General features: G+C 66.0%; 19 protein-coding genes. 7 read left to right on the top strand and 12 right to left on the bottom strand.

From position 1 onward, the window contains the following. Window positions 1-7: 7 nt before the first annotated feature. The 8 genes from LOY22_RS11795 to LOY22_RS11830 all read right to left on the bottom strand — a co-directional run bounded on the left by LOY22_RS11795 (window position 8) and on the right by LOY22_RS11830 (window position 11025). Entirely contained in the window at window positions 8-2251 is a 2244-nt protein-coding gene (locus LOY22_RS11795) for a TonB-dependent receptor (protein ID WP_093383608.1), read from the bottom strand. A gap of 182 nt (window positions 2252-2433) precedes the next feature. Beyond that, on the bottom strand, window positions 2434-3492 hold the full coding sequence (locus tag LOY22_RS11800; RefSeq protein WP_045198597.1) for an ABC transporter substrate-binding protein: 1059 nt from the start codon (window positions 3490-3492) through the stop codon (window positions 2434-2436). A gap of 30 nt (window positions 3493-3522) precedes the next feature. Further along, window positions 3523-4563, bottom strand: coding sequence for an ABC transporter substrate-binding protein (locus tag LOY22_RS11805; protein ID WP_258597574.1), 1041 nt, complete (start codon window positions 4561-4563; stop codon window positions 3523-3525). Between the two features lie 12 nt (window positions 4564-4575). Further along, the gene (locus LOY22_RS11810; protein WP_258597576.1) at window positions 4576-5697 is read right to left on the bottom strand and encodes an LLM class flavin-dependent oxidoreductase; all 1122 of its coding nucleotides are present in this window, start codon (window positions 5695-5697) and stop codon (window positions 4576-4578) included. Between the two features lie 209 nt (window positions 5698-5906). After that, window positions 5907-7745: an ABC transporter ATP-binding protein gene (locus LOY22_RS11815; protein WP_258597578.1), complete on the bottom strand. Its 1839-nt coding sequence runs from the start codon at window positions 7743-7745 to the stop codon at window positions 5907-5909. Continuing rightward, a complete protein-coding gene (locus tag LOY22_RS11820) occupies window positions 7738-9507 on the bottom strand; it encodes an ABC transporter ATP-binding protein (protein ID WP_093383586.1) in 1770 nt (589 codons plus the stop codon). The genes LOY22_RS11815 and LOY22_RS11820 overlap by 8 nt, the downstream gene beginning before the upstream one ends. Window positions 9508-9538: 31 nt before the next feature. Continuing rightward, a complete protein-coding gene (locus tag LOY22_RS11825) occupies window positions 9539-10756 on the bottom strand; it encodes an acyl-CoA dehydrogenase family protein (RefSeq protein WP_258597580.1) in 1218 nt (405 codons plus the stop codon). Then, the gene (locus tag LOY22_RS11830) at window positions 10753-11025 is read right to left on the bottom strand and encodes a hypothetical protein (protein ID WP_143013291.1); all 273 of its coding nucleotides are present in this window, start codon (window positions 11023-11025) and stop codon (window positions 10753-10755) included. The genes LOY22_RS11825 and LOY22_RS11830 overlap by 4 nt, the downstream gene beginning before the upstream one ends. Before the next feature lie 41 nt (window positions 11026-11066). Here LOY22_RS11830 and LOY22_RS11835 point away from each other — a divergent pair, with 41 nt between their 5' ends. From LOY22_RS11835 to LOY22_RS11865, 7 genes are read left to right on the top strand one after another with little or no spacing between them, the layout of a single operon-like run. Further along, window positions 11067-12125: an ABC transporter substrate-binding protein gene (locus LOY22_RS11835; RefSeq protein ID WP_093383571.1), complete on the top strand. Its 1059-nt coding sequence runs from the start codon at window positions 11067-11069 to the stop codon at window positions 12123-12125. A 12-nt stretch (window positions 12126-12137) separates the two neighbouring features. Continuing rightward, a complete protein-coding gene (locus LOY22_RS11840) occupies window positions 12138-12872 on the top strand; it encodes a class II aldolase/adducin family protein (protein ID WP_045198608.1) in 735 nt (244 codons plus the stop codon). 9 nt (window positions 12873-12881) lie between these two features. Continuing rightward, a complete protein-coding gene (locus LOY22_RS11845; RefSeq protein ID WP_258597583.1) occupies window positions 12882-14057 on the top strand; it encodes an LLM class flavin-dependent oxidoreductase in 1176 nt (391 codons plus the stop codon). A 10-nt stretch (window positions 14058-14067) separates the two neighbouring features. Further along, complete coding sequence (locus LOY22_RS11850) at window positions 14068-15639, top strand: ABC transporter substrate-binding protein (protein ID WP_093383562.1); 1572 nt, start codon at window positions 14068-14070, stop codon at window positions 15637-15639. Beyond that, the gene (locus LOY22_RS11855) at window positions 15632-16693 is read left to right on the top strand and encodes an ABC transporter permease (RefSeq protein WP_093383558.1); all 1062 of its coding nucleotides are present in this window, start codon (window positions 15632-15634) and stop codon (window positions 16691-16693) included. The genes LOY22_RS11850 and LOY22_RS11855 overlap by 8 nt, the downstream gene beginning before the upstream one ends. Window positions 16694-16705: 12 nt before the next feature. Continuing rightward, window positions 16706-17524, top strand: a complete 819-nt coding sequence (locus tag LOY22_RS11860; protein ID WP_093383553.1) for an ABC transporter permease — start codon at window positions 16706-16708, stop codon at window positions 17522-17524. Further along, window positions 17521-19335 carry an ABC transporter ATP-binding protein gene (locus tag LOY22_RS11865; RefSeq protein ID WP_093383549.1) on the top strand — a complete coding sequence of 605 codons (1815 nt, stop codon included), beginning with the start codon at window positions 17521-17523 and terminating at the stop codon, window positions 19333-19335. Before LOY22_RS11860 ends, LOY22_RS11865 begins: the two co-directional genes overlap by 4 nt. On the opposite strand, the gene LOY22_RS11870 is transcribed toward LOY22_RS11865, so the two are convergent. The 4 genes from LOY22_RS11870 to LOY22_RS11885 all read right to left on the bottom strand — a co-directional run bounded on the left by LOY22_RS11870 (window position 19332) and on the right by LOY22_RS11885 (window position 24107). Further along, the gene (locus tag LOY22_RS11870; RefSeq protein ID WP_093383544.1) at window positions 19332-20255 is read right to left on the bottom strand and encodes a LysR family transcriptional regulator; all 924 of its coding nucleotides are present in this window, start codon (window positions 20253-20255) and stop codon (window positions 19332-19334) included. The two genes, LOY22_RS11865 and LOY22_RS11870, sit on opposite strands and share 4 nt — an antisense overlap. A gap of 18 nt (window positions 20256-20273) precedes the next feature. Next, the gene (locus LOY22_RS11875) at window positions 20274-21248 is read right to left on the bottom strand and encodes a quinone oxidoreductase (protein WP_195883871.1); all 975 of its coding nucleotides are present in this window, start codon (window positions 21246-21248) and stop codon (window positions 20274-20276) included. Window positions 21249-21372: 124 nt separating this feature from the next. Continuing rightward, window positions 21373-22260 (bottom strand): alpha/beta fold hydrolase, encoded by an 888-nt coding sequence (locus tag LOY22_RS11880; RefSeq protein ID WP_093383533.1) that lies wholly within the window; start codon window positions 22258-22260, stop codon window positions 21373-21375. Next, a complete protein-coding gene (locus tag LOY22_RS11885; RefSeq protein WP_258597586.1) occupies window positions 22257-24107 on the bottom strand; it encodes a caspase family protein in 1851 nt (616 codons plus the stop codon). Before LOY22_RS11885 ends, LOY22_RS11880 begins: the two co-directional genes overlap by 4 nt. Window positions 24108-24489: the final 382 nt, after the last annotated feature.

A 24489-nucleotide genomic window follows, 5' to 3' on the forward strand; every position in this document is an offset into this window, starting at 1 on the left:
GCAGCGATCAGAACCGGCTGGTGACACTCAGGCCCACGGTGCGCGGGTCGCCATAGGTGATCACGTACTGGCCGGCGGTGCCGTTGGGGCGGCCGTGAACCTGGTAGCGGCGGTCGGTGAGGTTATTGACGAAACCGGTGACGCTGAGCTTTTCATCCGGGCTGAACCAGGTCAGGCGGCTGTTGGCCAGGGTGTAGTGCGCCTGGTTGAGCGGCTGGTCGGCGCTGCTCTGGCGGTCGGCCAGAAAGTACTCGCGGTCACGGAAGCTGACATCGGCACCGGCCACCAGCTTGCCGCCGACTTCCAGCGGGATGGTGTAGTCGCCGCCCAGCGACACCACGTAACGCGGCGAGCGCACGAAGCTGTTGCCGCTGTAGTCGGCGGTCACCGCGCCGGTGGTGGGGTTGGTGTTCTTGAAGTCGGTGTACTCGGTGTCGAGGAACGACAGCGCCGCGCGCAGGTGCAGGTAGTCGGTCGGCTGGCCTTCGAGCTCAAGCTCGGCGCCCTTGACCTTGCCCTTGGCGCCGTTGGTCAGCGCGGTGGTGAGGATGCCGTTGTTGACCGTCAGCAGGTTGACCTGGATGTCCTGGTAGTCGTAGTAGAACAGGTTGGCGTTGACTGTCAGGCGGTGGTCGAGCCATTCAGACTTCAGGCCCAGCTCGTAGGCGTCCAGCTCTTCCGGATCGACCGTGGTCAACTGCGCAAGGCTGGTGGATAGACCGGTGTTGAAACCGCCGGAACGAAAACCATGGGCATAACGGAAGAACACCCGCAGGTTGTCGTTGATGCGGTACTCGGGGGTCAGGTCGTAAGTCCAGGCGTCCCAGCGCTTGGCCTCTTCCTGAGAGCCGTTGCTGCCGCTGGCGGTCAGCGGGATCAGCGGGCCGTTGGCAGTGGCGCGGGTCAATTGCACCAGGTCAAGGTCGATGTCCTTTTTCTCGGTGGTCCAGCGCAGGCCACCGGTAACGGTCAGGTTGTCGCTCAGGTCGTAGGCGAGGTTGCCGAACAGCGCGTAGCTGTCGGTTTTGTGGGTGTAGCTCAGGTCACGAAAATCCACCGTGCCGCCGGTCTGGTTGGAGCCGGTGCCGTTGGGCGTAGGCCCCGGGGTGACGGTGCGCAAGGCGCTGCTGTCGAGGGTTTCGTGGAAGTAGTGGGCGCCGAGCATCCAGCGCAGGGTTTCCTGTTGCGGCGAGGCCAGGCGAAATTCCTGGGAGTACTGGTCGTAACGGTTGTCGCTGTCGGCGGCGCCGTTGACTTCATAGGGGGTGTAGTCGGCGTCGCTGAGTTGCTGGTTGCGGATGTAGTCGTAGGCGGTGATCGAGGTCAGCTTGTAGTCGCCGATGTCCCAGTTCAGGGTCAGCGAGGTGCCGTTGTGGTCGAGCTTGGCATCTTCATCGACGTTCAGCTCGATGCGCCGGCCTTCCGGGCGCTGGTAGCCGACGTTGTAGTAGCGCCCCAGCGTCAGCGAACCGCTGCTGCCATCGCCCTTGAACTGGCGGCCGTGGACCTTCCACAGCGCTTGAAGGTCAGGGTTGAGCCTGGCCAGGAACTGCACACGCACAGCCTTCTTGTTGACGTCGCCGTAGGTCTGGTCGTTGCTCAGGTTGTGGGTGAAGCCATCGCGCTCTTCGGAGTACAGCGACACCCTTGCTGCCAGGCGCTCATCGACCAGGGCGCCGCCGATGGCGCCACTGAGGATTCGCTCGTTCTTGCTGCCAAAGCCGAGGGTGCCGAAGCCGTCGGTGTCGAAGCCCGGCTTCTTGGAGATGATGTTCACCGCGCCTGCGGTGGTGTTCTTGCCATACAGGGTGCCTTGCGGGCCGCGCAGGATCTCGATGCGCTCAAGGTCGAACAACGGGCCGCCGCCGGCCACCGGGGCATTGAGGTAGACGTCGTCGGCGTAGATACCCACCGGGTAGACGGTGGCGGCGCCGGTGTCGCCGGTGCCCAGGCCGCGAATGTACCAGCGCGGGCGACCATCGCCGTCGGGGTTCTTCGCCGAGGCGTTGGGGATGAAGGTGGTGATATCGCCCATGGCGCGCACGCCGTCGGCGGTGATGCTGCTGCCTTGTACCGCAGTGACCGCCACTGGCACTTCCTGCAGGGTTTCTTCGCGGTGCTGGGCGGTGACCGTAACGGTTTTCAGCGCCGGTGTAGTGCTGGTGTTGTCTTCGGCCCTGAGCAGCTCCGACTGGCTGGCCAGCAGGATGCTCAGGCCGATGCCTTTGGCGATTGGGTTAAGTGTGTGCATGCTGCTGGTCTCCCCGGATGTGCAGTTGAAGGGGATAGAGCAGGGTTTGTGCCATGTTTGTATCTTGTTGTATTTAAAGGATTTTATTGGGTTTTTTAGCGGTGGCTGCTAGTTATTCAGCAGGGGGGTGTGGAATGCCTGTTGCTGGGGCAGCAATCGCGGGGCAAGTCGGGGCGCCGCGATCAGGTAGCGACCCGCGAAGTAGAGCCGATCACCGCCTCCAGCACACTGAAATCAATCCACTCACGCACATCGAAACGCCGCGGTATAAAGTCCCAGCGATGGAGAAAATCGGTGAAGTCCTGCAACGCCTCGATCGAGCGGCCATCGAGGGTGGTGCGCAAGCGCCGGTGGGCGTCCTCGCCATAGGCCGCTGCCACCCAGTACTCGCTGGTGTTCAGCTCGCGGGCAAGATAGCGCCGGGTTTCATCGGCATTGGCCCAGGCCCACTGCTCGGTACGCAGCAGCACATCAACGATGCGCTTGCAGGCACCGAAGTGCTGCTCCAGCAGGTTGATGTCCACGGTCAGGGTCCGCGGCGTGCCGTTGTTGGCGCGAATCAGCGGATCAGGGTGGGAGCCGGTGTCGATCACTACCCGCAGGCCGAATTCGTGGGCCAGTTGCAGGGCCGTGGCGCCCTTTAAAAAGATCGCGTCGATATCGCCGCGCAGTAGGCCGATCAGCTCGTTGTTGCGGCGGCTGACGCGGTTGACGCCGAGGGTCACCGCCGCGCCATGCACATGAGTGACCTGTTCATCGCTGTGGGTGCCGCCGTAGGGGTAGTCGACCAGCTCGACATCGGCGACGTTCAGGCCTTCGAGCTTCAGCGCGTTCTCCAGCCCGCGCAGGGCCTGGGCGCGGGTGAAGTCGATCTGCACGTTGGCCCATTTCGGCAGGCCGAAGCGGCGGTTCTTGAGGTCGCGCACGGTGCGTACGCCGCTGTCTTCGGTGGTCAGGATCAACTGCACTTCATCGGCCCAGCTCAGGCCCAGCACGCGGGTCTGCACGCCGCTGGCGTAGGCCCAGATCGCCGGGATGTTGCCGCCGTGGCGCACCGAGTTGCGCAGGTGATGGTCGTAATGGGCTTCGCGCACTTCGCGCTCGCTCGATTCGCGCAGCGACTGGATCGAGGTGCCCAGCGGCTGGAAGGCTTCGGCCAGGCGCCCGCTTTGCACGGCGATGCCAAGGCCGGTGGGCACCGGGCTGTGGGTGTACCAGAGGGTATCGAGGGGTGTGCTCATTGTCGGTTCTAGTCCTTGTCAGGTGGCCGGTTAGCCGGCCAGTGCGGTATGCAGCCCGTCCATGGGGCGGCGGTCGATCCATCGGCGTACATCGAACGCCGTGCGGATAAAGCGCCAGCGCTGCAGAAAGGTCACGAAGTCCTGCAGGGCGGCGATGGCCTGTTCGTCGAGGGCGGTGCGCAAGCGCAGGTGCGCGTCTTCGCCGTAGGCGCGGCTGACCCAGTACTCGCTGCTGTTGGTTTCCAGCGCCAGGTAGCGGCGGGTCTGCTCTGGGTGCTGATGGGCCCAGGCTTCGGCGCGCAGGACGCTGTAGAGCACTTGGGTGGCCACCGGCAGGTGCTGGTCGAGCAGCGCCTGGTCGACCGTCAGGGTGCGCGGCGTGCCGTTGTTGCTGCGCATCAGCGGATCGGGGTGGGCGCCGATGTCCAGTAATGTGCGCAGACCGAAATCATGGGCCTGCTGCACGGCGCTGGCGCCCTTGAGAAAGATCGCATCGACTTCACCGCGCAGCAGGCCGATCAGCTCCAGGTTGCGCGCCTCGTCACTGCTGGCCACGCTGCTGCCGGCAACAACGCGCAGCGGGCTGTCACTGAAACCGCTGTCGTAGCGGTAGTTGACCAGCTGCAAGTCGCCGACCTGCAAGCCCTCGAGTTTCAGCGCGTTCTCCAGCCCGCGCAGGGCCTGGGCGCGGGTGAAGTCGATTTGCGCGCGGGCGCGGTCGGGCAGGCCGAAGCGCTTGCCGGCCAGTTGCCTGATGCTGTGAATGGCGCTGTCGGCGCGGGTCAGGATCAACTGCGCCTCATCGGCCCAGGACAGCCCGATCAGGCGCGTCTCGCGGCCCTGGGCGCGGGCCCAGATTGCTGGAATGCTGCCGCCATGACGCACTGAATGGCGCAGGCTGTGATCGAAGTGCGACTCGCGCACCGCAGCATCGTCGGCCTCGCGAATCGACTGCACCTGGGTGCCAAGCGTGTGCAGGCTGTCCTGCAGCCAGCCTTGCTGAACGGCAATGCCCAGGCCCGTGGGCACCGGGCAGCGGGTGTACCAGAGGGTATCGAGGGGTGTGCTCATATCGGGCTCCGGTCAGGCGCTGGCGGTCAGCGGCAGCACCTCCTGGCCGATGCGCAAGGCTTCTTCCAGGTGCGGGTTGCCGGCCAGGATAAAGGTCGAGAAACCGGCGTCGCGGTATTCGGCCAGGCGTTCGGCGATGTTCTCGTGGCTGCCCACCAGGCCCACGGTCGGACCAGGCTTGGCCTTGGCAAAACCGGCCCAGAGGTTGGCGCCGATGATCAGGTCGTCGAAGCGCTGGATGTTCTGGTGATAGGCGGTTTGCCGCGCGCCACCCACCGAGTCGCTGGCGCTGGTGAAGGCCGTGGAGACGGCGCTGGGCTTGCCTTCGAGCTTGTCGAACTGGCGGCGCAGGTCGCGCCAGGCGGCGTCTTCGGTTTCACGCGCGAACAGGTCGACGCGCAGGCCGAAGCGCACCGTGCGCCCTTGCTTGTCGGCAAGCTCGCGTACCCGCTCGATGTGCGGCTTGAGCTGCTCAACCGGCTCGGCCCAGTTCAGGTACACGTCGGCGTGGCGGGCGGCGACTTCCAGCGCCGGCTCGGAGAAGCCGGAGAAGTACACCCCCGGCTTGCGTTCGTTACCCAGGTGCGGCGGCAGTGCGCCGTTTTCCAGGCGGTAGATGTCGCCGTCGTAAGAGAAGCGCTCGTTGCTCCACAAACCCTGGATGATGTCGAGGAACTCGCCGGTACGCTTGTAGCGCTGGTCGTGGTCGAGAAAGTCGCCCTGGGCGCGCTGGCTGGCCGGGTTGCCGCCGGTGATGATGTTCCAGTCCAGGCGCCCGTGGCTCAGGTGCTGGAGGATTGCCGCCTGCTGCGCGGCGTAGGCGGGCAGGGTCCAGGTGGCCTGGAAAGCGATCAGAAAGCGCAGGCGGCGGGTTTCCCGGGCCAGGGCCGCGGCGGCGATCCACGGCTCGGGGCCGGTGGGCAGCAGCGCGCCTTCAAAGCCTGCAAGTTCTGCGGCCTTGGCCACCTGGGCGATGTAGTCGATGTAGGTGAAACCATCGGCGCTGCCGTCCTGCAACAGGCCGGGAGCGATATGCCCGGGGCTGCGGCTGAAACTGCCGCGGTTGTGCTTGTCGGTGCTCAGTTGCGGGCCGTCGGTGCCCAGGGGCAGACGCCAGAAGAATTCGGTGCTCATGGCTGTTCCTCGATGAAGGTAGAGACAGCGGTGCAACGCCCATGCCACGCCGCGCGGGCCCGTAATCATTGGGGGTTGGCGGCAGGGGTGTTGCCAGGGCAGCAACCGGTCAGCAGTGGCTGCGGCGGTTGCAGCACAAAGCATCGCGGGTCAAGCATTGACCTTGTGGGAGCGGCGGTGCGGCGCTCCGACTTGACCCGCGAAAGGCCTCAACCAACCTGTAACTCGGCACCGTGCTGATACCGCCGATACAACGCCGCATAATCGCCACCCTTGGCCAGCAACTGCTGATGCGGCCCTTGCTCGACCAGCTTGCCCTCGCGAATCAGCACGATGCGGTCGGCATCGCGAATGGTCGCCAGGCGGTGGGCGATGATGATCGCCGTGCGCCCCTCGCACAGGCGCCGAAGCGCCCGCTGGATGCGCCGCTCGGTGTGCACATCGACCGCCGAGGTGGCCTCGTCGAGCACCAGCACCGCCGGGTCCGCCAGGTAGGCGCGCACCAGGCACACCAGCTGGCGCTGGCCCTGGCTGAGGTGGCTGCCCAGCGGCCCGACCTGGGTGTCATAGCGATGCGCCAGGCGCTCCAGCACCTCGTCGGCGCCCAGCTCGCGCACCGCGTCAATCAGCGTGTCGTCATCGGCATGCGGCGCGGCCAGGCGCAGGTTGTCGAGGATGCTACCGTTGAACAGCACGTTGTCCTGCAGTACCACGCCAACGTGGCGGCGCAACTGTTGCTGGCTGAGCTGGCGAATATCGACGCCATCGAGGGTCACCGCGCCGTGATCAACTTCGTAGAAGCGTGTGAGCAACTGCACCAGGGTGCTCTTGCCATGCCCGGACGGGCCGACAATCGCCAGCACTTCACCGGCATTGATGCGCAGGTCGAGGCCGTCGATCACCGGCCGGGTGGGTTGCGGCAAATAGGCAAAGCGCACCTGCTGAAAATGCACCTCGCCGCGTGCCGCGGGCAAGTCCACCGGGGCAACCGGGTCGACAATCTGCGGCGCGGTGTCGAGCAACAGGAAGATCCGCTGAGCCGAGGCGGAACCGGTGGCATAGCGTTCGAACAGGTCGGTCAGTTCTTGCAATGGCCCAAGGAACAGCATCACGTAGAACAGGCTTTCGCCGACCTGGCCGACCGTGACCGTGCCCTTGGCCAGGCTGTAGCCGCCGACCAGCACCAGCACCGCCATGCCGGCGGCGCTGAGCAGCGCGGTAAAGGGCGCGAACCAGCCCGAGCGCAGGCTGCCGATGATCAGCGCTTTGTTGAAGTCGTGCAGCAGTTGTGTGTAACGCTTAAGGTTCGGCGCCTGCTGGCCGGTCTGCTGTAGCAGGCGCACGCCGCTGACGCTCTCGACCAGGTGCGCGGTGAAGCGGCTGCGCTGTTCGGCGACCTTGGCCCAGTTGCGCTGGGCGATGCGCTTGAACGCCCAGGTCGCCGCCAGCAGCAGCGGCACGCTGCCGATCAGGCTGAAGAAGAACAGCGGCTCGATCAGCCACAGCATCACCGCCGCCAGGCTGCAGCGCAGCAGGGCGCCGAGCAGTTCCGGCGGGCCCTGGATCAGCAGCGGCTCCAGGGCATCGACATCGCGGTCGGCGCGGGAAATGATACGCCCGGCGCGGGTGCGGTCGAAGTAACCGACGCTCAAGGCCTGGACGTGGGCAAACACCCGCACCCGCAATTGGTTGAGCACCTGGATCGCCGCGCTGCCGGCGATATACTGCGATACCCCGGCCAGCACAAAGCGCCCCAGCCAACTGGCCGCCAGGCCCAGCCCCAGCCACATCACCAGCGGTTGCTCGAGCAGCCAGCGATTGCCGTCGTGGATCAGACCGCGGTCGAGCAGTTCACGAACGAACCAGGGTCGCAGGAACACGGTAAACACCAGCAGCAGCTCCAGGCCGATGACCCAGGCGATCTGTTTGCGCACAGGCCGCAACAACGGCAGCAGGCGCTGGAACATGCTGCGATCGAGGGCTTTTTTTGCCAGCAGCTCTTCGATCTCGATATCGCTCAGGGCGTTGCCCGGCAGTGGCTTAGCCATGGTCGATCCCCAGCAGGTCACGGTAAGTCGGGTTGCGCTGCAGCAGTTGCGCGTGGGTGCCGCTGTCGGCGATGGCGCCGTGGTCGAGCAGCAGCACGCGGTCGGCGCGTTGCACGGTGGAAACTTTGCTGGCGATCAGCAGCAGGGTGGTGGCGCTTGCCTGCTGGCGCAGGTTGTCCAGCACCCGGCCTTCGCTCAGCGCATCCAGGGCGCTGGTGGCATCGTCCAGGCAGAGAATGGCCGGCGCCGCGAGCAAGGCCCGGGCCAGGCACAAGCGCTGGCGCTGGCCGCCGGAGAGGGTCACGCCGCGATCGCCGAGCGGGCTGTCGAGGCCTGCGGGCAGGCGTTCGAGGATATCGTCGGCGGCGGCCTGGTGCAGGGCCTGGAGCAGTTGCGGGTCGCTGGCGTCGGGCGCACTCAGGCGCAGGTTGGCGGCCAGGCTGTCGGCAAACAGAAAACTCTCCTGGGGCAGCACATGCACGCGCCGGCGCAGGTCGCGCAGCTCCAGGTTGCGAATGTCCTGCCAACCGGACTGCGCGTTGCCGAGCAGCACACGGCCCTGGGCAACATCGCTCAGGCGTGGCAACAGGCTGGCCAGCAGGCTCTTGCCGGTGCCGGTGGCGCCGACCAGGGCGACGGTTTCACCGGGGGCCAGCTCGAACGAGCAGTGACGCAGGATCGCCTGGCCACCGCCAGGGGCGGCGACACTGACGTCTTCAAGTCTCAGCCCCAGCGGCCCCTCGGGCAGGCGCTGACTGCCGCCGACAATCGCCGCCGGCGCATCGAGCAACTGCCAGATCCGCCCGGCCGAGGCGCGGGCGTCGGCGAAGGTCTGCATCACCCGGCCGATGCCTTCGATGCGAAATACCAGGGTGGTGGCGATCAGCAGCGACGTGACCAGTTCGCCAATGCCGATCCGGCCGGCGGCGACCAATTGCGCGCCCACCACCAGTATCCACACATGCCCCAGCGCCACCACCGCTTGCGGCAGTGGAATCCGCGAACTGGCGTAGGCCAGGGCCTGGCGTGCCAGGCTGCTGAACTGCAGGACCTGACGCTCGAAGCCGTCGATGCGCTGGGCTTGCAGGCCGAACGACTTGATCACCCGTACCGCGCCAATGCCTTCAGCGAGGTCCTGGTTGACCCGGTCGTAGGCGGCGCCGACCGCGCGGTCGAGGCTGACCAGGCGCTCGGTCTGCACTACGAATATCCACACACCGATCACCGTCAGCAGCAGCGGCCCGAGCGCCAGCCACGGGTGGTACCAGGCCAGCAGGCCGACGGTGGCGAGTATCACCAGCGGCGTTTCGACCAGCTGGCGCCAGAAGCTCACCAGTGCATCGCGGACCTTGTCGGCATCGCGGGTGGTGCGGGTGACCATCTCGCCCATGCCGTGCTGCCAGTGATAGCCCAGGTGCAGGCGCAGCACCTGCTCCAGCAGGCGCTCGCGCAGGCGCGTGAGCAGCGCCTGGCCAAGGATCAGCGAGCCGATGGCGGCGGCGTACTGCAGCAGCGCGCGGCCCAGGGCCACGCCGAGGATCAGCCAGAACCAGCCCCAGGCGCGCTGACCGTCGAGGCTGCCATCGGCCAGGCGCTGCACCGCCGTGCCGGCGCTGACCTCGTTGAGGGCGTGGCCGATCAGCCATTGTTGCCAGACCAGGCCAAGGTTGATGGAAACGAACAGCCCGGCGACCAGGGCGAAACGCCAGGGCATTTCACCGTAGATCGCCAGGCTGCGCAGCAGCGGGTGTCGAGGGCTCATGAAGGACTCGCGGCAGGAGGAAAGTGTGTGCTCAGCGGTTGGCGCCGGCCTTTTGCTTGGCATTGAGGATGGCGGTGTATTCGCCGGGGTCGATGCCGTTGAGGTAGTAGTTGCCGACGTGGTGCAGGCGCCAGCGGATCGGGTCGTGGGTGGTGTGCACCCGGGCGTTGCGCCAGAAACGGTCGAGGTTCCACTTGCTCAAGGATGAGCTGGCGCCGAGCAGCGAGAAGATGTCGCTGGAGATCTTCAGCGCAGCGCCATCGGAATGGGCGCGGGCGCTGGCCACCGAAAGGATCAGCTCGTCTTGCAGGGCCTTGTTGTCCGGGTCCTGCTCGTGGGCGTCGAAGGTTCGCGCGGCGTCGCGCAGCAGTGATTCGGCGGCGCGCAGGGCCACCGCGTACTCGCCGATCTGGCGAATGATGTGCGGCTCGTCGCTGGCCCGTTCCACCTCGCTCTCGACCCACGGCCGGGCGTGCTGGTTGAGGTAGTCGATGCCGGCCTGCAGGGCGCCGGCGGCGATACCGGTGTCGATGGCGGCGTGAAGGATCTGCGGGAAGGTCAGGCCGGTGCGCTTCATCGGGCCCTGGCGGCGCAGCACGTAGCGCTCGTCCAGCTCGATGTTGTCGAAGATTACCGTGCCGCTGACCGAGTTGTTCTGGCCGAAGGCGTCCCAGTCATCGACCAGGGTCAGGCCGGGCGTGTCGCGCTGCAGCAGCACGCCGGCGCCGCCGTCATCGCTGGCGGCGGTCAGCGAGATCCACTCGGCCAGGTAGGCGCCGGTGGAGTAGAACTTGCTGCCGTTGAGGATCAGCTTGCCATCGGCGCGGCGCTCGACCCGGGTCTTGAGGGCGAACTTGTTCTTGCCGCCGACCTCGGCCAGGGCATTGCCCAGGCGCTTGCCGGCCAGTACATCGGCGATCAGCCGATCACGCACGGCATCCGGGTAGCCGCTGAGCACGCCGCGCAGCATCACGTTGTGAATCTGCAGCAACTGGCCGACGCCGCCGTCGGCGCGGGAGATGATCCGCACGGTCTCGACGATGGTCTCGACCGACGCGCCCAGGCCGCCGAGCGCTGTCGGTACGCCGATGGCGGTGATGCCGCTGTCGGACAGTAACTGCGCCTGGCGCCGGGGCAGTTCGCGGTTGAGCAACGGGTCGGCAGCGAGGGCGGCGATTTGCTCGGCAATTTCATGGGCCGCGGCGATGGCCTGGGCGGGGCTGTGCAGGCGATGGGGCAGAGCACTCACGATAGGGCTTCCTTGAATGAACAGGTACCCAGGGCCTTGAGCAGGTTCTGTGCCAGTGGCGGCAAAGCCCCGTGGGGCAGGGCTTGCGGCGTTTTTGCCGGTGCCGGGTGTTGCTGGGGCAGCAGTAAGCCGGTGATTGTTGCTCTGGCAGCAGCAGGCTTGCGGCCCGACTGCTGGCAGATCAGCAGTCGCGCCTTGCGGCAAGGGGCAAAGCCCAATGAAATCAGGGCTTTGCCGAGTTGGCACGGGCGCTGCAATAGCTCAGGCACAGGCCACCTGGCCGATTCGATCCGCTTGATGGAGCATGCCCATGACAATCGCCGCCACCTTGCCACTGCCCAGCGCAACCACGCTTGAGCAACTCTGGTTCACCCGCTGCCCGGTGCCGACCGCTTCCGGCATCGCCTACACCCTGGGCTGGCTCACGGAAGAATTCGCCGCCGACGGCCTGCCGGTAGAAACCCTGCAGGAAGTCCGGCAACTGGGTCATCACCACTACGATCACCAACTGCCCGGGCTGTTTCGCGAGGGCGGTAACGTGCCGGCGTTGGCCGCCCGCGCCGCCGGTGCACCGAGCCGGCTGATCGGCCTGACCTGGATCGAGGAATGGCAGACCATCCTGGTGCGCCCGGATTCGGGCATTCGCAGCGCCGCCGACCTCAAGGGCAAGCGCCTGGCGCTACCGGCCTGGGGCGCCAACCGCCCCGGCAGCATCGCCCGGGCCATGAGCCTGCACGGCTACAAGGGCGCGCTGAGCCTGGCCGGGCTGAGCTTCGATGATGTCCAGCTGGTGGAGGTGGCGCTGCAGTCCCAGGACGATGCACCGACCCCGCAGCAGGGCCTGCAACGCCTGTGGTCGGGCCTGGATTACCTGGTGCGCGGCGAGGTCGATGCGGTCTACGTCAAGGGCGCTGCCGCCGCCGATGCCGCCCGGCGCCTGGGCCTGGTGGTGGGCATTGACCTGGACCAGATCACAGACCCACGCTATCGCATCAACAACGGCACGCCACGGCCGATCACCGTGCACCAGAGCCTGCTCGACGATCACTTCGAGCTGGTGGTGCGCTTTCTTGCCCAGACCCTGCGCGCCGCCGACTGGGCCCGCGACAACCGCGACGGCCTGCTGCGCATCCTCCAGGACGAAACCCGCGCCGGTGCCGAAGGCGTCGATCAAGCCTACCGCGGCGACTTTCATACCACCCTGGCCCCGGACCTTTCGGCCGAACGCCTGGCGTACCTCGACATCCAGAAAACCTTCCTCAACCTGCACGGCTTTCTCGAAGCCGATTTTGCCCTGGCCGACTGGGTCGACCCGCGTCCACTGCAAGCCGCCCAGCAACTGCTGGCTGAACGCCGCGCCCGCGCTTAAAGGAGCATTGCCATGACCGTACTGACCACCGAGCACCTGATCGACGCCGAGCTGCAAACCTTCATCGAGCAGGTGCTCGACGAGGCCGGGCAGGCCTTCACCGTGTTCCGCGAAACCAACACCATCACCGCCAACGGCACCGTCGGCTTTATCGAACGGGTACCGGGGCGCGAGCTGCTGGTGTCGGTCAACTACCCGGGGCCGTGGGAGTACCGCAAACCGCTGCAGGCCACGGTCAGCGACCTGGCCGGCAACCTGGTGCATGGCCAGGGCAAGGGTGGCCTGGGCCGTTACGCCAAACTGTTCCGCGAGCAGGCGCAGATCACCACGGTGTCGCATGTGCACTCGCCGTACCTCGGCGCCTGGGCCCAGACCCAGCGCACCTTGCCGTTCAACTACGTGCCGGTGCAGCGCTTCCAGCTGGCCCGCGAGCTGCCGACCTACATCGACCGGCGCCAGGACGAGGTCGATTTCATCCTCGAACGCCTGGCCGAGAACCCCTTCACCCCGGCCATCCTTGAAGCCAACGGTGGCGCCACGGTGTGGGGCCAGCAGGGCCTGCGCGCCACTGCCGAGTTCATCGTGCTGCTGGAGGAGGGCGCGCAACTGCAACTGCTGGCCGAAGCCATCGGCGGCTCGCGGCCCTTCGGCCCGGGCGTGCTCACCCAGCAATGGAAGATGAGCAGGCTGATCGACAAGGCCAGCGAGCTGGGCCTGATTCCCGCCACCGACCGCATTCGCGCCTGAGGAAAGACCATGGCAGTGAAAATTCTCTGGTACCTGACCAGCCCCGATGGCCCCTATCCGTGGGAAGCCCAGGGGCGCTGGAAAACCGATTTCGCCCACCTCAAGCAACTGGCGGTGGCCAGCGATCGCCTGGGTTACTACGGCTCGCTGCTGGGTTCAAGCCCCAACGAAAGCCTGGCAGTGGCCGCCGCGCTGATCGACGCCACCGAGCGCCTGCGTTTTCTGGTGGCCCAGCATCCGGGCGAGCTGTCGCCGGCGGTGCTGGCCAAGTGGGCGCTGACTTTTGACGAGTTCTCCAACGGCCGCCTGTTGTTCAACGTGGTCAACGGCAGCGACGCCGGCCTGGCCACCCTCGGCGTGCATTACCCGCACGACGAGCGCTACCAGTTCAGCCTGGAATACTGGCGCGCGTTCCAGAGTATTTATACCGGCGAAACCGCAGGCTTTGACGGTCAGTACGTCAAGCTGGCGCCGCGCCCGGCTGCGGCGGCACGTCACCCGCTGGGCGGCTGGCACCCGCCAAAACGCGCCAGCGTGCCGCTGTGGGGCGCCGGCACCTCGGGCCCGGGCGTGGCTCATTCGGTGCAACTGCTGGACGTTTACTTGAGTTTTGCCGACACCCCGCCAAAGCTTGGCGACAAGTTCCGCCGGGTAGCGGCAGAGGCGGCGAAGATCGGCCGCGAACTGACCTTTGGCACGCGCCTGCAGATCATCGTGCGCGAAACCGAGGAAGAGGCCTGGGCCCACGCCGAAAAACTGCTGCAGCAGACTTCGCTGGCCACCGCCCGCGCCGCCATCGAACGCCAGTTGCCGCCCGGGCAGAGCCTGGAGACCTTCAGCAGTGACAACCCGCAGATCCAGCGCAATGTGCAGAGCATTCGCGACGGCCGCCTGCCCACCGCGCGGGAGCTTGAGATCTATCCCAACGTCTGGACCGGCCCGAGCCTGTTCGGTTTCAACATTCTCGGCCCGGCGGCCGGTACCTACCTGGTCGGCAGCGCCGAGCAGGTGGCCGAACGGATTCGCGAGTACGAGGCCCAGGGCACCTCGGCGTTCATCCTCTCGGGCTTCCCGCTGATTGATGAAGCCCACCGGGTCGCCGACCTGCTGTTCCCCTTGCTCGACCTGGACCACGGTTTCGACATTGCGCACCTGAGTGTGCGCACGGTTGCCGAACCGGCTTAAGGAGTTGCCCATGCCAAACGAATTTTCCCGCCGGGTGTTTCTCGGCAACAGCCTGGCCGTCGGTGGCGGCCTGTTGCTCGGCTCCAGTTTGCTCACAGGTTGCGGCGCCGGCGAGCCGGCGGTGGTCGGCGCCATCAGCCGGCCCACCCAGCCGGTGCGTGGCGGGCGCTTGCGGGTTGGCATCATCGACGGCGACCAGGCCGGCAATCTTGATGCCCACAAGCCGTCTGGCGGCGGGATCATTCGCGGCTGGGCGTTGTACAGCAAGTTCTGGGAGTGGAACGACGACGTCAGCACGCGCCTGGGCCTGGCCGAGTTCGCCGAGCCCAACGCCGATGCCAGCGCCTGGACCATCCGCATCAAGCCGGGCCTGGAGTTCCACCATGGCAAGAGCATCACTGCCGACGACATGCTGTTTTCGATCCTGCGCCTGACCGACCCGAAACTGGCCTCGCCGTTTGCCGGGCTGGTCGGCGCCATCGACCGCCAGGCCTTGCGCAAGCTCGATGAGCGTACCATCGAGATCCGCTTCAAGCAGGGCCGCAGCTTCTTCCCGCTGGACGAAACCCTGATTGCCTTCGGCGCTATCGTGCCGACCGATTACGATCCGCTAAGCAACCCGGTGGGGGCGGGGCCGTACCGGCTGAAAAGCTTTGTGCCAGGCCAGCGCGCGCTGTTCACCCGCTTCGAGAATTACTACAAACCCAACCAGCCCTACGCCGACGAGCTGGAGATCATCGAATTCAAGGACCAGGTGTCGCGGGTCGCCGCCCTGCGCGCCGGGCAGATCGACGTCGCCAGCGGTGTGCAGGCCGAGCACAGCGCCCTGATCAAGGCCGACCCACGCTTGCAACTGGTGGTCTCGCCCACCACCTCGTTCAGCGGCTTCAACCTCAACACCGCCAAGGCGCCGTTCCAGGACGAGCGGGTGCGTCAGGCCTTTCGCCTGCTGGCCGATCGGCAAGAGCTGATCGGCCGTGGCCTGAATGGTTTCGGGCGCATCGCCAACGACCTGTATTCGCCGCAAGACCCGACCTACAACCACGCTATCGCCCAGCGCGGCTACGACCTCGACCAGGCCCGCTCGCTGCTGCGCCAGGCCGGTGCCACCGACCTGCGCGTCGAGCTGACCACCACCGCCAACGAAGTCAACGCCGCGCTGGTGTTCGCTCAACAGGCGAAGAAGGCCGGGGTCCAGGTCAAGGTCACACCCGTGGACAGCTCGGTGTTCAACGGCCCGCAGAAAGAGCAGTGGCTGATGTCGCCAGGCTCCACGCCTGCCCGTGGCTTCCTGGCCACCGGCCTGCACAACGACGCGCCGCTGGCGATCTACAACCGCAGCAATTTTCGCGATGAGCGTTTCTCCGAGCTGTTCACCCAGGCCCTTGGCCAGCCCGACCTTGAGCGGCGCAAGCAACTGGTGCACGAGGCCCAGAGCATCCAGCACCAACGCGGCGGCTTGCTGATCTGGGGCTTTACCGACGTGCTCGATGCCGCCTCCAGCAAGGTCGGCGGCTTGCACGGCGAACAGACCACCTTCGCCTCCTGGCGCTTTGACAGCCTGTGGTTGAACCATGCCTGAACCGTGCGCACGAACTTCCCGACTGCCTGCCTGGCTGCCCTGGTTCATCGGCCGCCTGGGCTACGGCCTGCTTACCGCCTGGGTTATCAGCCTGGTGGTGTTCATCGCCACCCAGGCATTGCCGTCGGACCCGGCGCGGGTCATCCTCGGCCCCGAGGCGCCGCTGCAAAGCGTGCTGACCCTGCGCGAGCAACTGGGCCTGAACCGGCCGATCCTGGTGCAGTATTGCAGCTGGCTTGGCCAGGTGCTGCGCGGTGACCTGGGCATCTCGCTGGACTCCAGCCAGCCGGTGGCCTCGATCATTTTCAGCCGCTTCGGCAATACCCTGGCGCTGCTGGCCGGCGTGCTGGTACTGGTGGTGCCGCTGGCCCTGGGCATCGGCGTCAGCCTGGCTTTGCGCCGCGACAGCCGCCTGGACCGTTTTGGCCTGTCGGCGCTGATCTTCCTTAAAGCCACGCCGGGGTTCTTGCTGGCCATCGGCCTGGTGCTGCTGTTCTCCATGCCCCAGGTCAACCTGCTGCCGGCGGTGTCGATCCTTGATCCGGACAAGGCCCTGTGGCAGCAGCTTGAGTACCTGCTGCTGCCGATCTTCGCGTTGAGCCTGTCGTCGCTGCCGTACCTGGCGCGCATGGTCCGCGCCTCGATGATCGAAGCGCTGGAGTCGGACTACGTCAGCGCGGCGCGCCTGCGCGGCATCGCCGAATGGCGCATCGTCTGGCGCCACACCTTGCCCAATGCCCTGGTGCCGGCGATCCAGGGCGTGGCCCTGACCCTGCGCACCTTGATCGGCGGCGCCTTGCTTGCCGAGGTGATCTTCAGCTACCCGGGCATCGGCACCCAGCTCAACAGCGCGATCCAGATGCGCGACCTGCCGCTGGTGCAGGGCGTGGTGCTGGTGATCACCCTCGGGGTGGTGCTGATCAACCTGGTGGCCGACCTGCTCACCGTGCTGCTGACCCCAAAACTGCGCACCGCCCGCCGTGCCACCCTGATCCAGCGCAACCGCCGTGGTATCCAGAGTTGGTGGCGGCGCCCGGCAGCCAAAGCCCCTTGAGAGGAATCGCCCATGTTCAATTCACGCTGGTGGCGTGAGCCGCAGATTCGCCGCGGCGCCCTGGTGACCCTGGCCATTGTCCTCCTGGCGCTGTTCGGGCCGTGGCTGGCGCCCCATGCGCCCACCGACATGGTCGGCGGGGTGTACGGCACGCCGGCAACGGATGCGCCGCTGGGCCATGATTTTCTTGGCCATGACGTGCTGTCGCGGTTGCTCAATGGCGGCCTGTCGATTTTGTGGATGTCGTTGGCGGCAGCGGCGATTGCTTTGGTCGTCGGCACCGTACTGGGTCTGCTGGCCGGTCTGTCGCGCCAGCGCCTGGACCAGGCGATCACCTGGCTTGCGGATGTCTGGCTGGCGTTCCCCGACCTGATCCTGGTGCTGTTGATCGTCTCGATGCTCGGCCGCGCGCCGTGGCTGATCGTGCTTACCGTGGCCATTGCCTTCACCCCCGGGGTGATCCGACTGGCCCGGGGTAGCGCGGTAGCGGTGGCCAGCCAGGAGTTCGTCGAGGCGGCGCAGATGATGGGCTTTTCGCGCACGCGCATCCTTGTGCGCGAGATCCTGCCCAACGTGCTCACACCGTTGCTGGTGCACTTTGGCAACATGCTCACCTGGGGCATCGGCATGCTCTCGGGCCTCAGTTACCTGGGGTACGGCGTGGCGCCGCCGGCTGCCGACTGGGGCCTGATGATCAATGAAAACCAGGCTGGCCTGCTGGTTCAGCCTTGGGCGGTATTGGCCCCGGCGCTGCTGATCGGGGTGTTCGCCTACGGCACCAACATCTTCGCCGAAGGCATTGCCCGGCACAGCGCGGGAGAGCGCCGATGAATTCCTATGCGCCATCGCGGGTCAAGCCCGCTCCCACAGGCTTGACCCGCGAAAAGCCGGCCCTGCGGGTGCAAAACCTGCGGGTTGAACTCAACACAAGCGCCGACATCATCGACCACATCAACTTCAGCCTGGCCCCCGGTGAAATCCTCGGCCTGGTCGGTGAGTCCGGCTCGGGCAAGACCACCCTGGCCACCGCCTTGCTGGCCCACGCCCGGCGCGGTGCACGGATTGCCACCGGGCAGATCGCGGTCGCCGACGTCAGCCTCCTTGAGCTGCGCGGCGAAGCCCTGCGCCAGGCCCGTGGCGGGCTGATCGGCTACGTCGCCCAGGACCCGGCGCAAGCCCTCAACCCGGCGCTGCGCATCGGCCGCTTGTTGCTGGAAACCCTGCACGCCCACGAACCGCAATTGGCAAAGGAGGCGCAGCAACAGCGCCTGCAGCAGACCCTGATAGACGTCGGCCTGCCGGGCGACGCCGAGTTCCTGCGGCGCTTCCCTCATCAGTTGTCTGGCGGCCAGCAACAGCGGGTGATGCTCGCCCTGGCCTTCGTGTTGCGTCCACGGCTGATCGTCCTCGACGAGCCGACCACGGCGCTGGATGTCAGCACCCAGGCGCACATCCTGCAAACCCTGCGCCGGCTGTGCAAGGAGCAGGGCGTGGCGGCGGTGTACGTGTCCCACGACCTGGCGGTGATCAAGGACCTGGTCGACCGGGTGATGGTCATGTACGCCGGGCGCATCGTCGAAGTCGCGAGCCGCGAACGGCTGTTCGCCCGCCCCAGCCACCCTTACACCCTGGGCTTGCTGGCGGCGATTCCAGACGTTGCCCGCCAGCACCCGCTGCAAGCAATTCCCGGCCATGCCCCGGCGCCGGGCCAGCGTGCCCATGGCTGCGCGTTTGCGCCGCGCTGCCCACGGCGAACGGCTGCCTGTGAACAGGCCGAGCCGGGCTTGCAAACCCTCGAGGCGCAGCAACAGGTCGCTTGCCTGCATCCGCAGCTTGAGGCACCAGCACCGATCGCGGCGCTGCAGGTTCGGGCGATTCGCGCCGATCAGGCACCGCTGCTGGCGATCAGCAATCTGAACCTCAGCTACGACCGCCAGGTGCTGTTCGACCTGGCCCTCGACGTGCAGGCAGGCGAATGCCTGGCGGTGGTCGGCGAGTCTGGCTCGGGCAAGACCAGCCTGGCCCGCACCCTGGCAGGCCTTGGCGACAACGCCAGCGGTGAGCTGCGTTTCGACGGCCAGCCGTTGAGCCTGCTGGCTCGGCAGCGGCCCAGCGCCAGCCGACATCGCATCCAGTATGTTTTTCAGAACCCGTACCGCGCCCTGAACCCCCGGCAGACCGTGGCCCAGTGCCTGCAGGCGCCGCTGGAGCACTTCTTCAAACTCAAGGGCCAGGCCTGCCGGGCGCGTATCGAGGCGGCGCTGCAGCGGGTGGCCTTACCCGCCTCGGTGGCTGACAAGTACCCCCATCACCTCTCCGGTGGCGAGCGCCAGCGGGTGGCGATTGCCCGCGCGCTAGTGTGCGAACCCAGCGTGCTGATCTGCGATGAAGTGACCTCGGCGCTGGACGTTTCGGTGCAGGCGGCGATCCTGGCGTTGCTCAAGCAACTGCAAGGCGAAGGCATGACCCTGGTGTTCGTCACCCACGACCTGGGGGTGGTGCGGGCGATTGCCGATCGGGTGGTGGTGATCCAGCAGGGGCGCATCGTTGAGCAGGGCCCGGTGGATCAGGTGCTGGACAGGCCGGCAGACCGCTACACCCAGAGCCTGCTGGCCCATACGCCACGCCTGGCGGCGGTCTAGCGGCTGCGCCAGGGCGCGCCGTGGGCAAAGCGCGCCTCGATCCACTGCTTGAAGGCGAGGGTCGCGGCGCTGTTGTAGCGGGCGCCGGGGCGCACCAGGTAAATGCCGGCGTCGGCATCCAGCTGCCAGTCGGGCAGCACCCGCAGCAGGCGGCCGCTGTCGAGGTCGTGCTGCATCAGCCAGTCGCCACCGGCAAGGATGCCAACCCCGGCCCGGGCGGCGGTCAGCAGCGCTTCGTTGTCGTTGCTGACCAGCGAGCCGCGCACTTTAACCGTGTGTTGCTGGCCCAGACCGGCCAGGCGCCACTCCGGGTACGAACGCAGGCCGGTAAAACCCAGGCAGTTATGCCCGGCGAGGTCGGCCGGGGTTTGCGGCTGGCCGTGCTGTTGCAGGTAGGCTGGCGCTGCGCAGAGGATACGCCGGTGCTCACAGAGCTTGCGCGCCACCAGGCGGCTGTCGGCCAGCTCGCCAATGCGGATCGCCGCATCGAAGCCTTCGGCGACGATATCGACAAAACGTTCGGCGTATTCGGTCTCAAGCTGCACCTGGGGAAACGCCAGGGCAAACTCGGCAAGCATCGGGCTCAGCCACAGCCGGCCCATGGACGAGGGCAGGGCGATGCGCAGGCGCCCGCGCACCTGGGTCGCACCTTCGGCGGCTTCGCGCTCGGCCTCGCTGATCAGGCTGGCGGCCTGGCGCAGGCGCTCGACCAGGCGTGCGCCTTCGTCGGTGAAGCGCAACTGGCGGGTGGTGCGCTCGACCAGGCGAATGCCTAAGCGCTGTTCCAGGGCCCCGAGGCGCTTGGACAGCACCGACGGGTGGCGCTGCAGCGTGCGCCCGGCAGCGGCAAACGAGCCGTGCTCGAACAGCGCCAGGAGGGTGGCAAGCTCATCGGCCTGGCGACTGTCGAACGGGTCCATCGCGGTTACCTCGGTAGGTCAGGGCGTGAGGATGATTGCGCCCTGTGAGCGTCCTTGTTGCAGGTCGTCATGGGCCAGTGCGGCGTCGGCCAGGGCATAACGCTGCCAGATCTGCGCGCGAATGATACCTGCCGCCAGCGCTGCCAGCACCTCCCCGGCGCGCTGCTGGTACTCGCCAGCGCTTGCCGTGTGCGCCGCCAGCGAGGGCCGGGTGATGAACAACGAGCCCTTGGCGTTGAGGGTGCTCAGCTCGATGGCTGGCGGCGCTCCCGAGGCCATGCCGCAGGACACCAGCAAGCCGCGCGGGCGCAGGCTGTCCAGTGAGGCCTCGAACGACAGCCGGCCAATCGGGTCGTAGACCACGTCGAGTTTGCGCCCTTGAGTGATATCCAGCACCTGCGCAGCGAGGGTCGCGGCGTCGAACACCAGCACCTGATCACAGCCGGCGGCACGGGCGCGGGCGACACTTTCCGGCTTGGAGACCACGCCAATCACAAATGCGCCCAGGTGCTTGGCCCAAGGCACCAGCAACTGCCCCAGGGCCCCGGCGGCGCCGTAGATCATCAGCCGCGTGCCGGGCCCGACCGGGTACGTGCTGTGAAGGAGGTAATGGGCGGTGATGCCCTTGAACAGCACGGCGGCGGCTTGCTCCAGGCCAAGATCATCGGGCAGTTTCACCAGCCGCTCGGCGGGGTACAGTCGGGCGCTGGCATAGGCGCCCAGGGGGCCGGTGGCGTAGCCGACGCGCTCGCCGACAGCCAAGCCGCTGACGCCGGCGCCGATTGCCGCTACCGTTCCGGCGCCCTCAAGGCCCAGCCCGCAGGGCAGGGCGATGGGCACATCGCCCTTGCGCTGGCTGACGTCCAGCGGGTTGACGCCGATCGCCGCCTGTTCAAGCCAGACCTCGCCGGGGCCGGGGGCTTGCGCGCTGGTTTGTTCGAGGTGCAGAACACTTGGTGCGCCCGTCTGCTGGAGGCGGATGTGCATGACCATGGTTGAGAGTCCTGAGACACAGTTAAGGTGCGTTCAAGGGTATTTTTTCAACCAGGGTCCAGCAATCGGCTTGCATGCAGTTGATTGCTGCAGCCAGTGCACGAGTCTGAGTGTTTGAACCTGCTTATGCCAGCAAAGGCCGTAATACGCCCGCTACGATGGTGTCGTTGAGGTACTCGACGATGCCGTGGCGGTTATCGCTGCCGTTGCTGGCGTTGCTGTGGTTTTGCACCGCAGGTGCTCCACTGAAGCGCGCGGCGGGAATTTCGTAGAGCGCCACCACATCGCGTTTGTCACGAATGTTGACCCAGCTGGGTACGCCATCCGGGGCCTTGCGCGGCGAACCGTTGGAGGGCAGCCGGCTCAGGATGGCTTCAATGCCCAGGGGCGAGCCGAGGGTCACCAGGCCCTTGATGTTGCTGCGTGCAGGCCGGTTCATCAGCAGGTTATAGGCAATGATGGTGCCCAGAGAGTGAGCTACCACGATGCACGGATCGTTTTCTGGAAGCTGGGCATCGACCAATTTGTTGACCGCGTCACGGATGGTTTTTTCGGTCAGGTAGTACCACACATCGCGGGTGAACAGCTCGACCGAAGTCGCGCCGACACCGGGCAACTGGTCGAGCAGGCGCAGGGCCGCCAGCACGCCGCGCCAGTTCTGAACACCTTTCTCAAGCATCTCGCCATTGGCCTCGGCGTTGATCTGTTCCTTGCTGATACCTTGCTGCTTGGCGATGTCGTAAATGACCTGGCGCATGAACTCTTCTTCCTCGCCACCCGGGGCCGCGGCGTCGGCGCCTTTGTCGGTGAGTACCTGAAAGTCTTTCTGCGCTCTGCGGTAGGTTTCGTCGAACAACAGATCACCGTAGTAAGGGAAGGCCACATCGACCACGCCAGGGTAGGGCGAACCGATGCCTTCAAAACCCTTGATCAAGGCATTGGTCCAGGTGTTTTGCAGGGTGAGCGGGTTTTTACCTTGTTGCGACCGGCCATGGATGAACACGACTTTCATGACAACTCTCCTTGTAGAAAAGCTTCGATAAGCGGTTGGGTATCGCGGCGGCGAAAGGTCGACCATTCAGTATTGAGCCGGTATTTACCGGCTTCGAGGATTGCAGGGTGGAGCTTCTGGTTCTTGCCATGGGCTGCCAGCACTGTCCAGCCAAGGCTCATCATCGGGCAGAACGGTGCGATCAGCGGCCGTGCCTTGCGCTTGCCGGGTGCCTGGGCGCCGGCGAGCAAAGCCACATCGAACGGCACGGGCAAAGGCGGTTGGGACGATGCCTGGTAGTCAAGGAAGTAGCTCAGCACCGAACGCACGCCTTGGTCGTCAGCGGCCAGCAGATAGGCGTAGGCGGCGTAGATGCCCAAGGTCGGGTCCAGGCGCTTTTCCTGGCGCAGGACATCGGCGAAGCTCGATGCCTGGATCGCGGCCAGGGTGCGCAGTTTGGCGCTGCTGGCGAAGGCTGCGGCAAGTGCTTGCAAGTGGTGCAGGTGCAGGCGCCTGCTCGGAGTTTGCGCAAAGGTCTGGGCCAGGGTCCTACCCATCTCGAACGAAACCGACTGCACCAGGCCTTCGTCTACGTGGACTGTGCCTATGTAGCCGGGCATGACCGGTAAGACGATCAGGGTGTCGTCGCTGAACGTGACGATGACTGACTGCGCCTGAGCAGACGGCGCCAGGCTGATGATGCTCTGCTGGTCATCGGTTTGCACATCGGGCGCCGCTTGGCCGGGGGCCACCAGGACGCTGATGGCCTGGCTACCGATGATGCGCAATCCGCTTTCGGCCGGGCTCTGGGGGAGTGCTGTGTAGCGCTGCAGGTTGCGCCGGTAGGCTTCGTCGAGGCCGGCTTGTTCAAGCAATGTGGTGCTGATGTACGCCTCGGGTTCCTTGAGAAAGCTGCTGGCCACCTGTTGTATCGCCTGGTTTCGGCTGGTGACCCTGAGGTTTGCTGGAAACAGCTCGGGAAGCGGCAGGATCTGGATTTGCTCAAAGTAGGGTGCTCCGGCTTCAGCGGGCAGGCCGTAGTCCAGCGGCCCGGGGCCAGGCAGCGGGGGAGGGCTGGCAAAGACTAGCGGCGGGCTGGCATAGCCGAGGAACAGCGGTTGGCGCGCCTGGACAATGATGTCCGGCGTTTGCTCGAAGCGCGGTGTTTGCTGCTGGGCGCGGGTCGGCACCTGGTTGTACAGGTAGTCTTCCAGAAGCCAGGTGGGAATGATCGGCACGCTGGAGCCCGGCCAGGTCTCGCAAATTTCTGTCGGAGGGCTTTGCAGCGCTTCGAGCAGGACCTTGGTAAAGAATCCTTCGCCTTTGTACTCCTTGGCGGTTTGTGACGGTTCGGTGGCGTAGAAGATATCGACCTTGCCGGGCTTGATGCCGACCACCGCACCGCGTTTCACCGCGGGCCTGCCACTGACCTGGCCCAGTGAGCCAAAGGGGTCGACCGCATTGCGACAGGCGTCGGAGATGATCACGACATGGGGTACGCCAATATGGCGGGCGTTGAGCGCCGTTGCAGCAATGTTGATGGCTTCGTCGGGGTAGTCCTTGACGTTCGACAGCAAGACTTGTTCATCGGCGCCGTTCTTGACAATGCCGTGCCCGGAGAAATACAGGATCAGCAGGTCGAGCCCGCCGACCGCGAGCAAGTCGCGGGCGGCGGTCTGGATCGCCTTGGCTTCGACCACCTGGTCATTCTGATCGGTCAGTACGCTGATGCTCGGGCTGATGCCGAACTGCTGTTGCTCCTCCAGCCAGCGGGCAAATTGCAGTGCCCCGCTGGCCGCGCCTTTCAACGAATCCAGAATGCCAGTGTGATCCACCCCGACGGCAATCAAACCAACGTTTCGGCTCATGGTCCGGCCCTCGGTCCGCTAGAGGCGTAGTGCTATCAGTATGGGGCGGTTTTTGCGCTTATCCAGTGCTGTGCCGCTGCCGGGCGACGAGGTACCAGCAGGATTGCATCTGGTTCTACGAGCGCACCACGTCGCACCGCAAGCGGCTGCGTCAGGAGTAGCCGCTGTTGTAGGCATGGTCTGATGCCCGGGTTTAAACGCGCGGCAAGCACACAGCGCTAAACCGGTGCATGCCGGCTGTTTAAACAACCCCCTCCAGCGCGCCATCTTGGCCCGCTATGTGCTTTGCCTCAGCTATCGATTACTGATCGATTGGTCAAACCTGCAAGTCGCTGGATTCGCTTGAGCGCGTAGGTTGTTTCTTGCAAATGCGTCTGTCGCC

Origin of the sequence: Pseudomonas sp. B21-035, assembly GCF_024748945.1 — a bacterium.
GTDB lineage: Bacteria > Pseudomonadota > Gammaproteobacteria > Pseudomonadales > Pseudomonadaceae > Aquipseudomonas.

Coding starts and splice junctions, on each gene's coding strand:
- LOY22_RS11805 (WP_258597574.1), bottom strand. CDS start 4,563: ATGAGCACACCCCTCGATACCCTCTGGTACACCCGCTGCCCGGTGCCC.
- LOY22_RS11875 (WP_195883871.1), bottom strand. CDS start 21,248: ATGGTCATGCACATCCGCCTCCAGCAGACGGGCGCACCAAGTGTTCTG.
- LOY22_RS11820 (WP_093383586.1), bottom strand. CDS start 9,507: ATGAGCCCTCGACACCCGCTGCTGCGCAGCCTGGCGATCTACGGTGAA.
- LOY22_RS11880 (WP_093383533.1), bottom strand. CDS start 22,260: ATGAAAGTCGTGTTCATCCATGGCCGGTCGCAACAAGGTAAAAACCCG.
- LOY22_RS11840 (WP_045198608.1), top strand. CDS start 12,138: ATGACCGTACTGACCACCGAGCACCTGATCGACGCCGAGCTGCAAACC.
- LOY22_RS11845 (WP_258597583.1), top strand. CDS start 12,882: ATGGCAGTGAAAATTCTCTGGTACCTGACCAGCCCCGATGGCCCCTAT.
- LOY22_RS11865 (WP_093383549.1), top strand. CDS start 17,521: ATGAATTCCTATGCGCCATCGCGGGTCAAGCCCGCTCCCACAGGCTTG.
- LOY22_RS11810 (WP_258597576.1), bottom strand. CDS start 5,697: ATGAGCACCGAATTCTTCTGGCGTCTGCCCCTGGGCACCGACGGCCCG.
- LOY22_RS11885 (WP_258597586.1), bottom strand. CDS start 24,107: ATGAGCCGAAACGTTGGTTTGATTGCCGTCGGGGTGGATCACACTGGC.
- LOY22_RS11850 (WP_093383562.1), top strand. CDS start 14,068: ATGCCAAACGAATTTTCCCGCCGGGTGTTTCTCGGCAACAGCCTGGCC.
- LOY22_RS11795 (WP_093383608.1), bottom strand. CDS start 2,251: ATGCACACACTTAACCCAATCGCCAAAGGCATCGGCCTGAGCATCCTG.
- LOY22_RS11815 (WP_258597578.1), bottom strand. CDS start 7,745: ATGGCTAAGCCACTGCCGGGCAACGCCCTGAGCGATATCGAGATCGAA.
- LOY22_RS11860 (WP_093383553.1), top strand. CDS start 16,706: ATGTTCAATTCACGCTGGTGGCGTGAGCCGCAGATTCGCCGCGGCGCC.
- LOY22_RS11870 (WP_093383544.1), bottom strand. CDS start 20,255: ATGGACCCGTTCGACAGTCGCCAGGCCGATGAGCTTGCCACCCTCCTG.
- LOY22_RS11835 (WP_093383571.1), top strand. CDS start 11,067: ATGACAATCGCCGCCACCTTGCCACTGCCCAGCGCAACCACGCTTGAG.
- LOY22_RS11855 (WP_093383558.1), top strand. CDS start 15,632: ATGCCTGAACCGTGCGCACGAACTTCCCGACTGCCTGCCTGGCTGCCC.
- LOY22_RS11800 (WP_045198597.1), bottom strand. CDS start 3,492: ATGAGCACACCCCTCGATACCCTCTGGTACACCCACAGCCCGGTGCCC.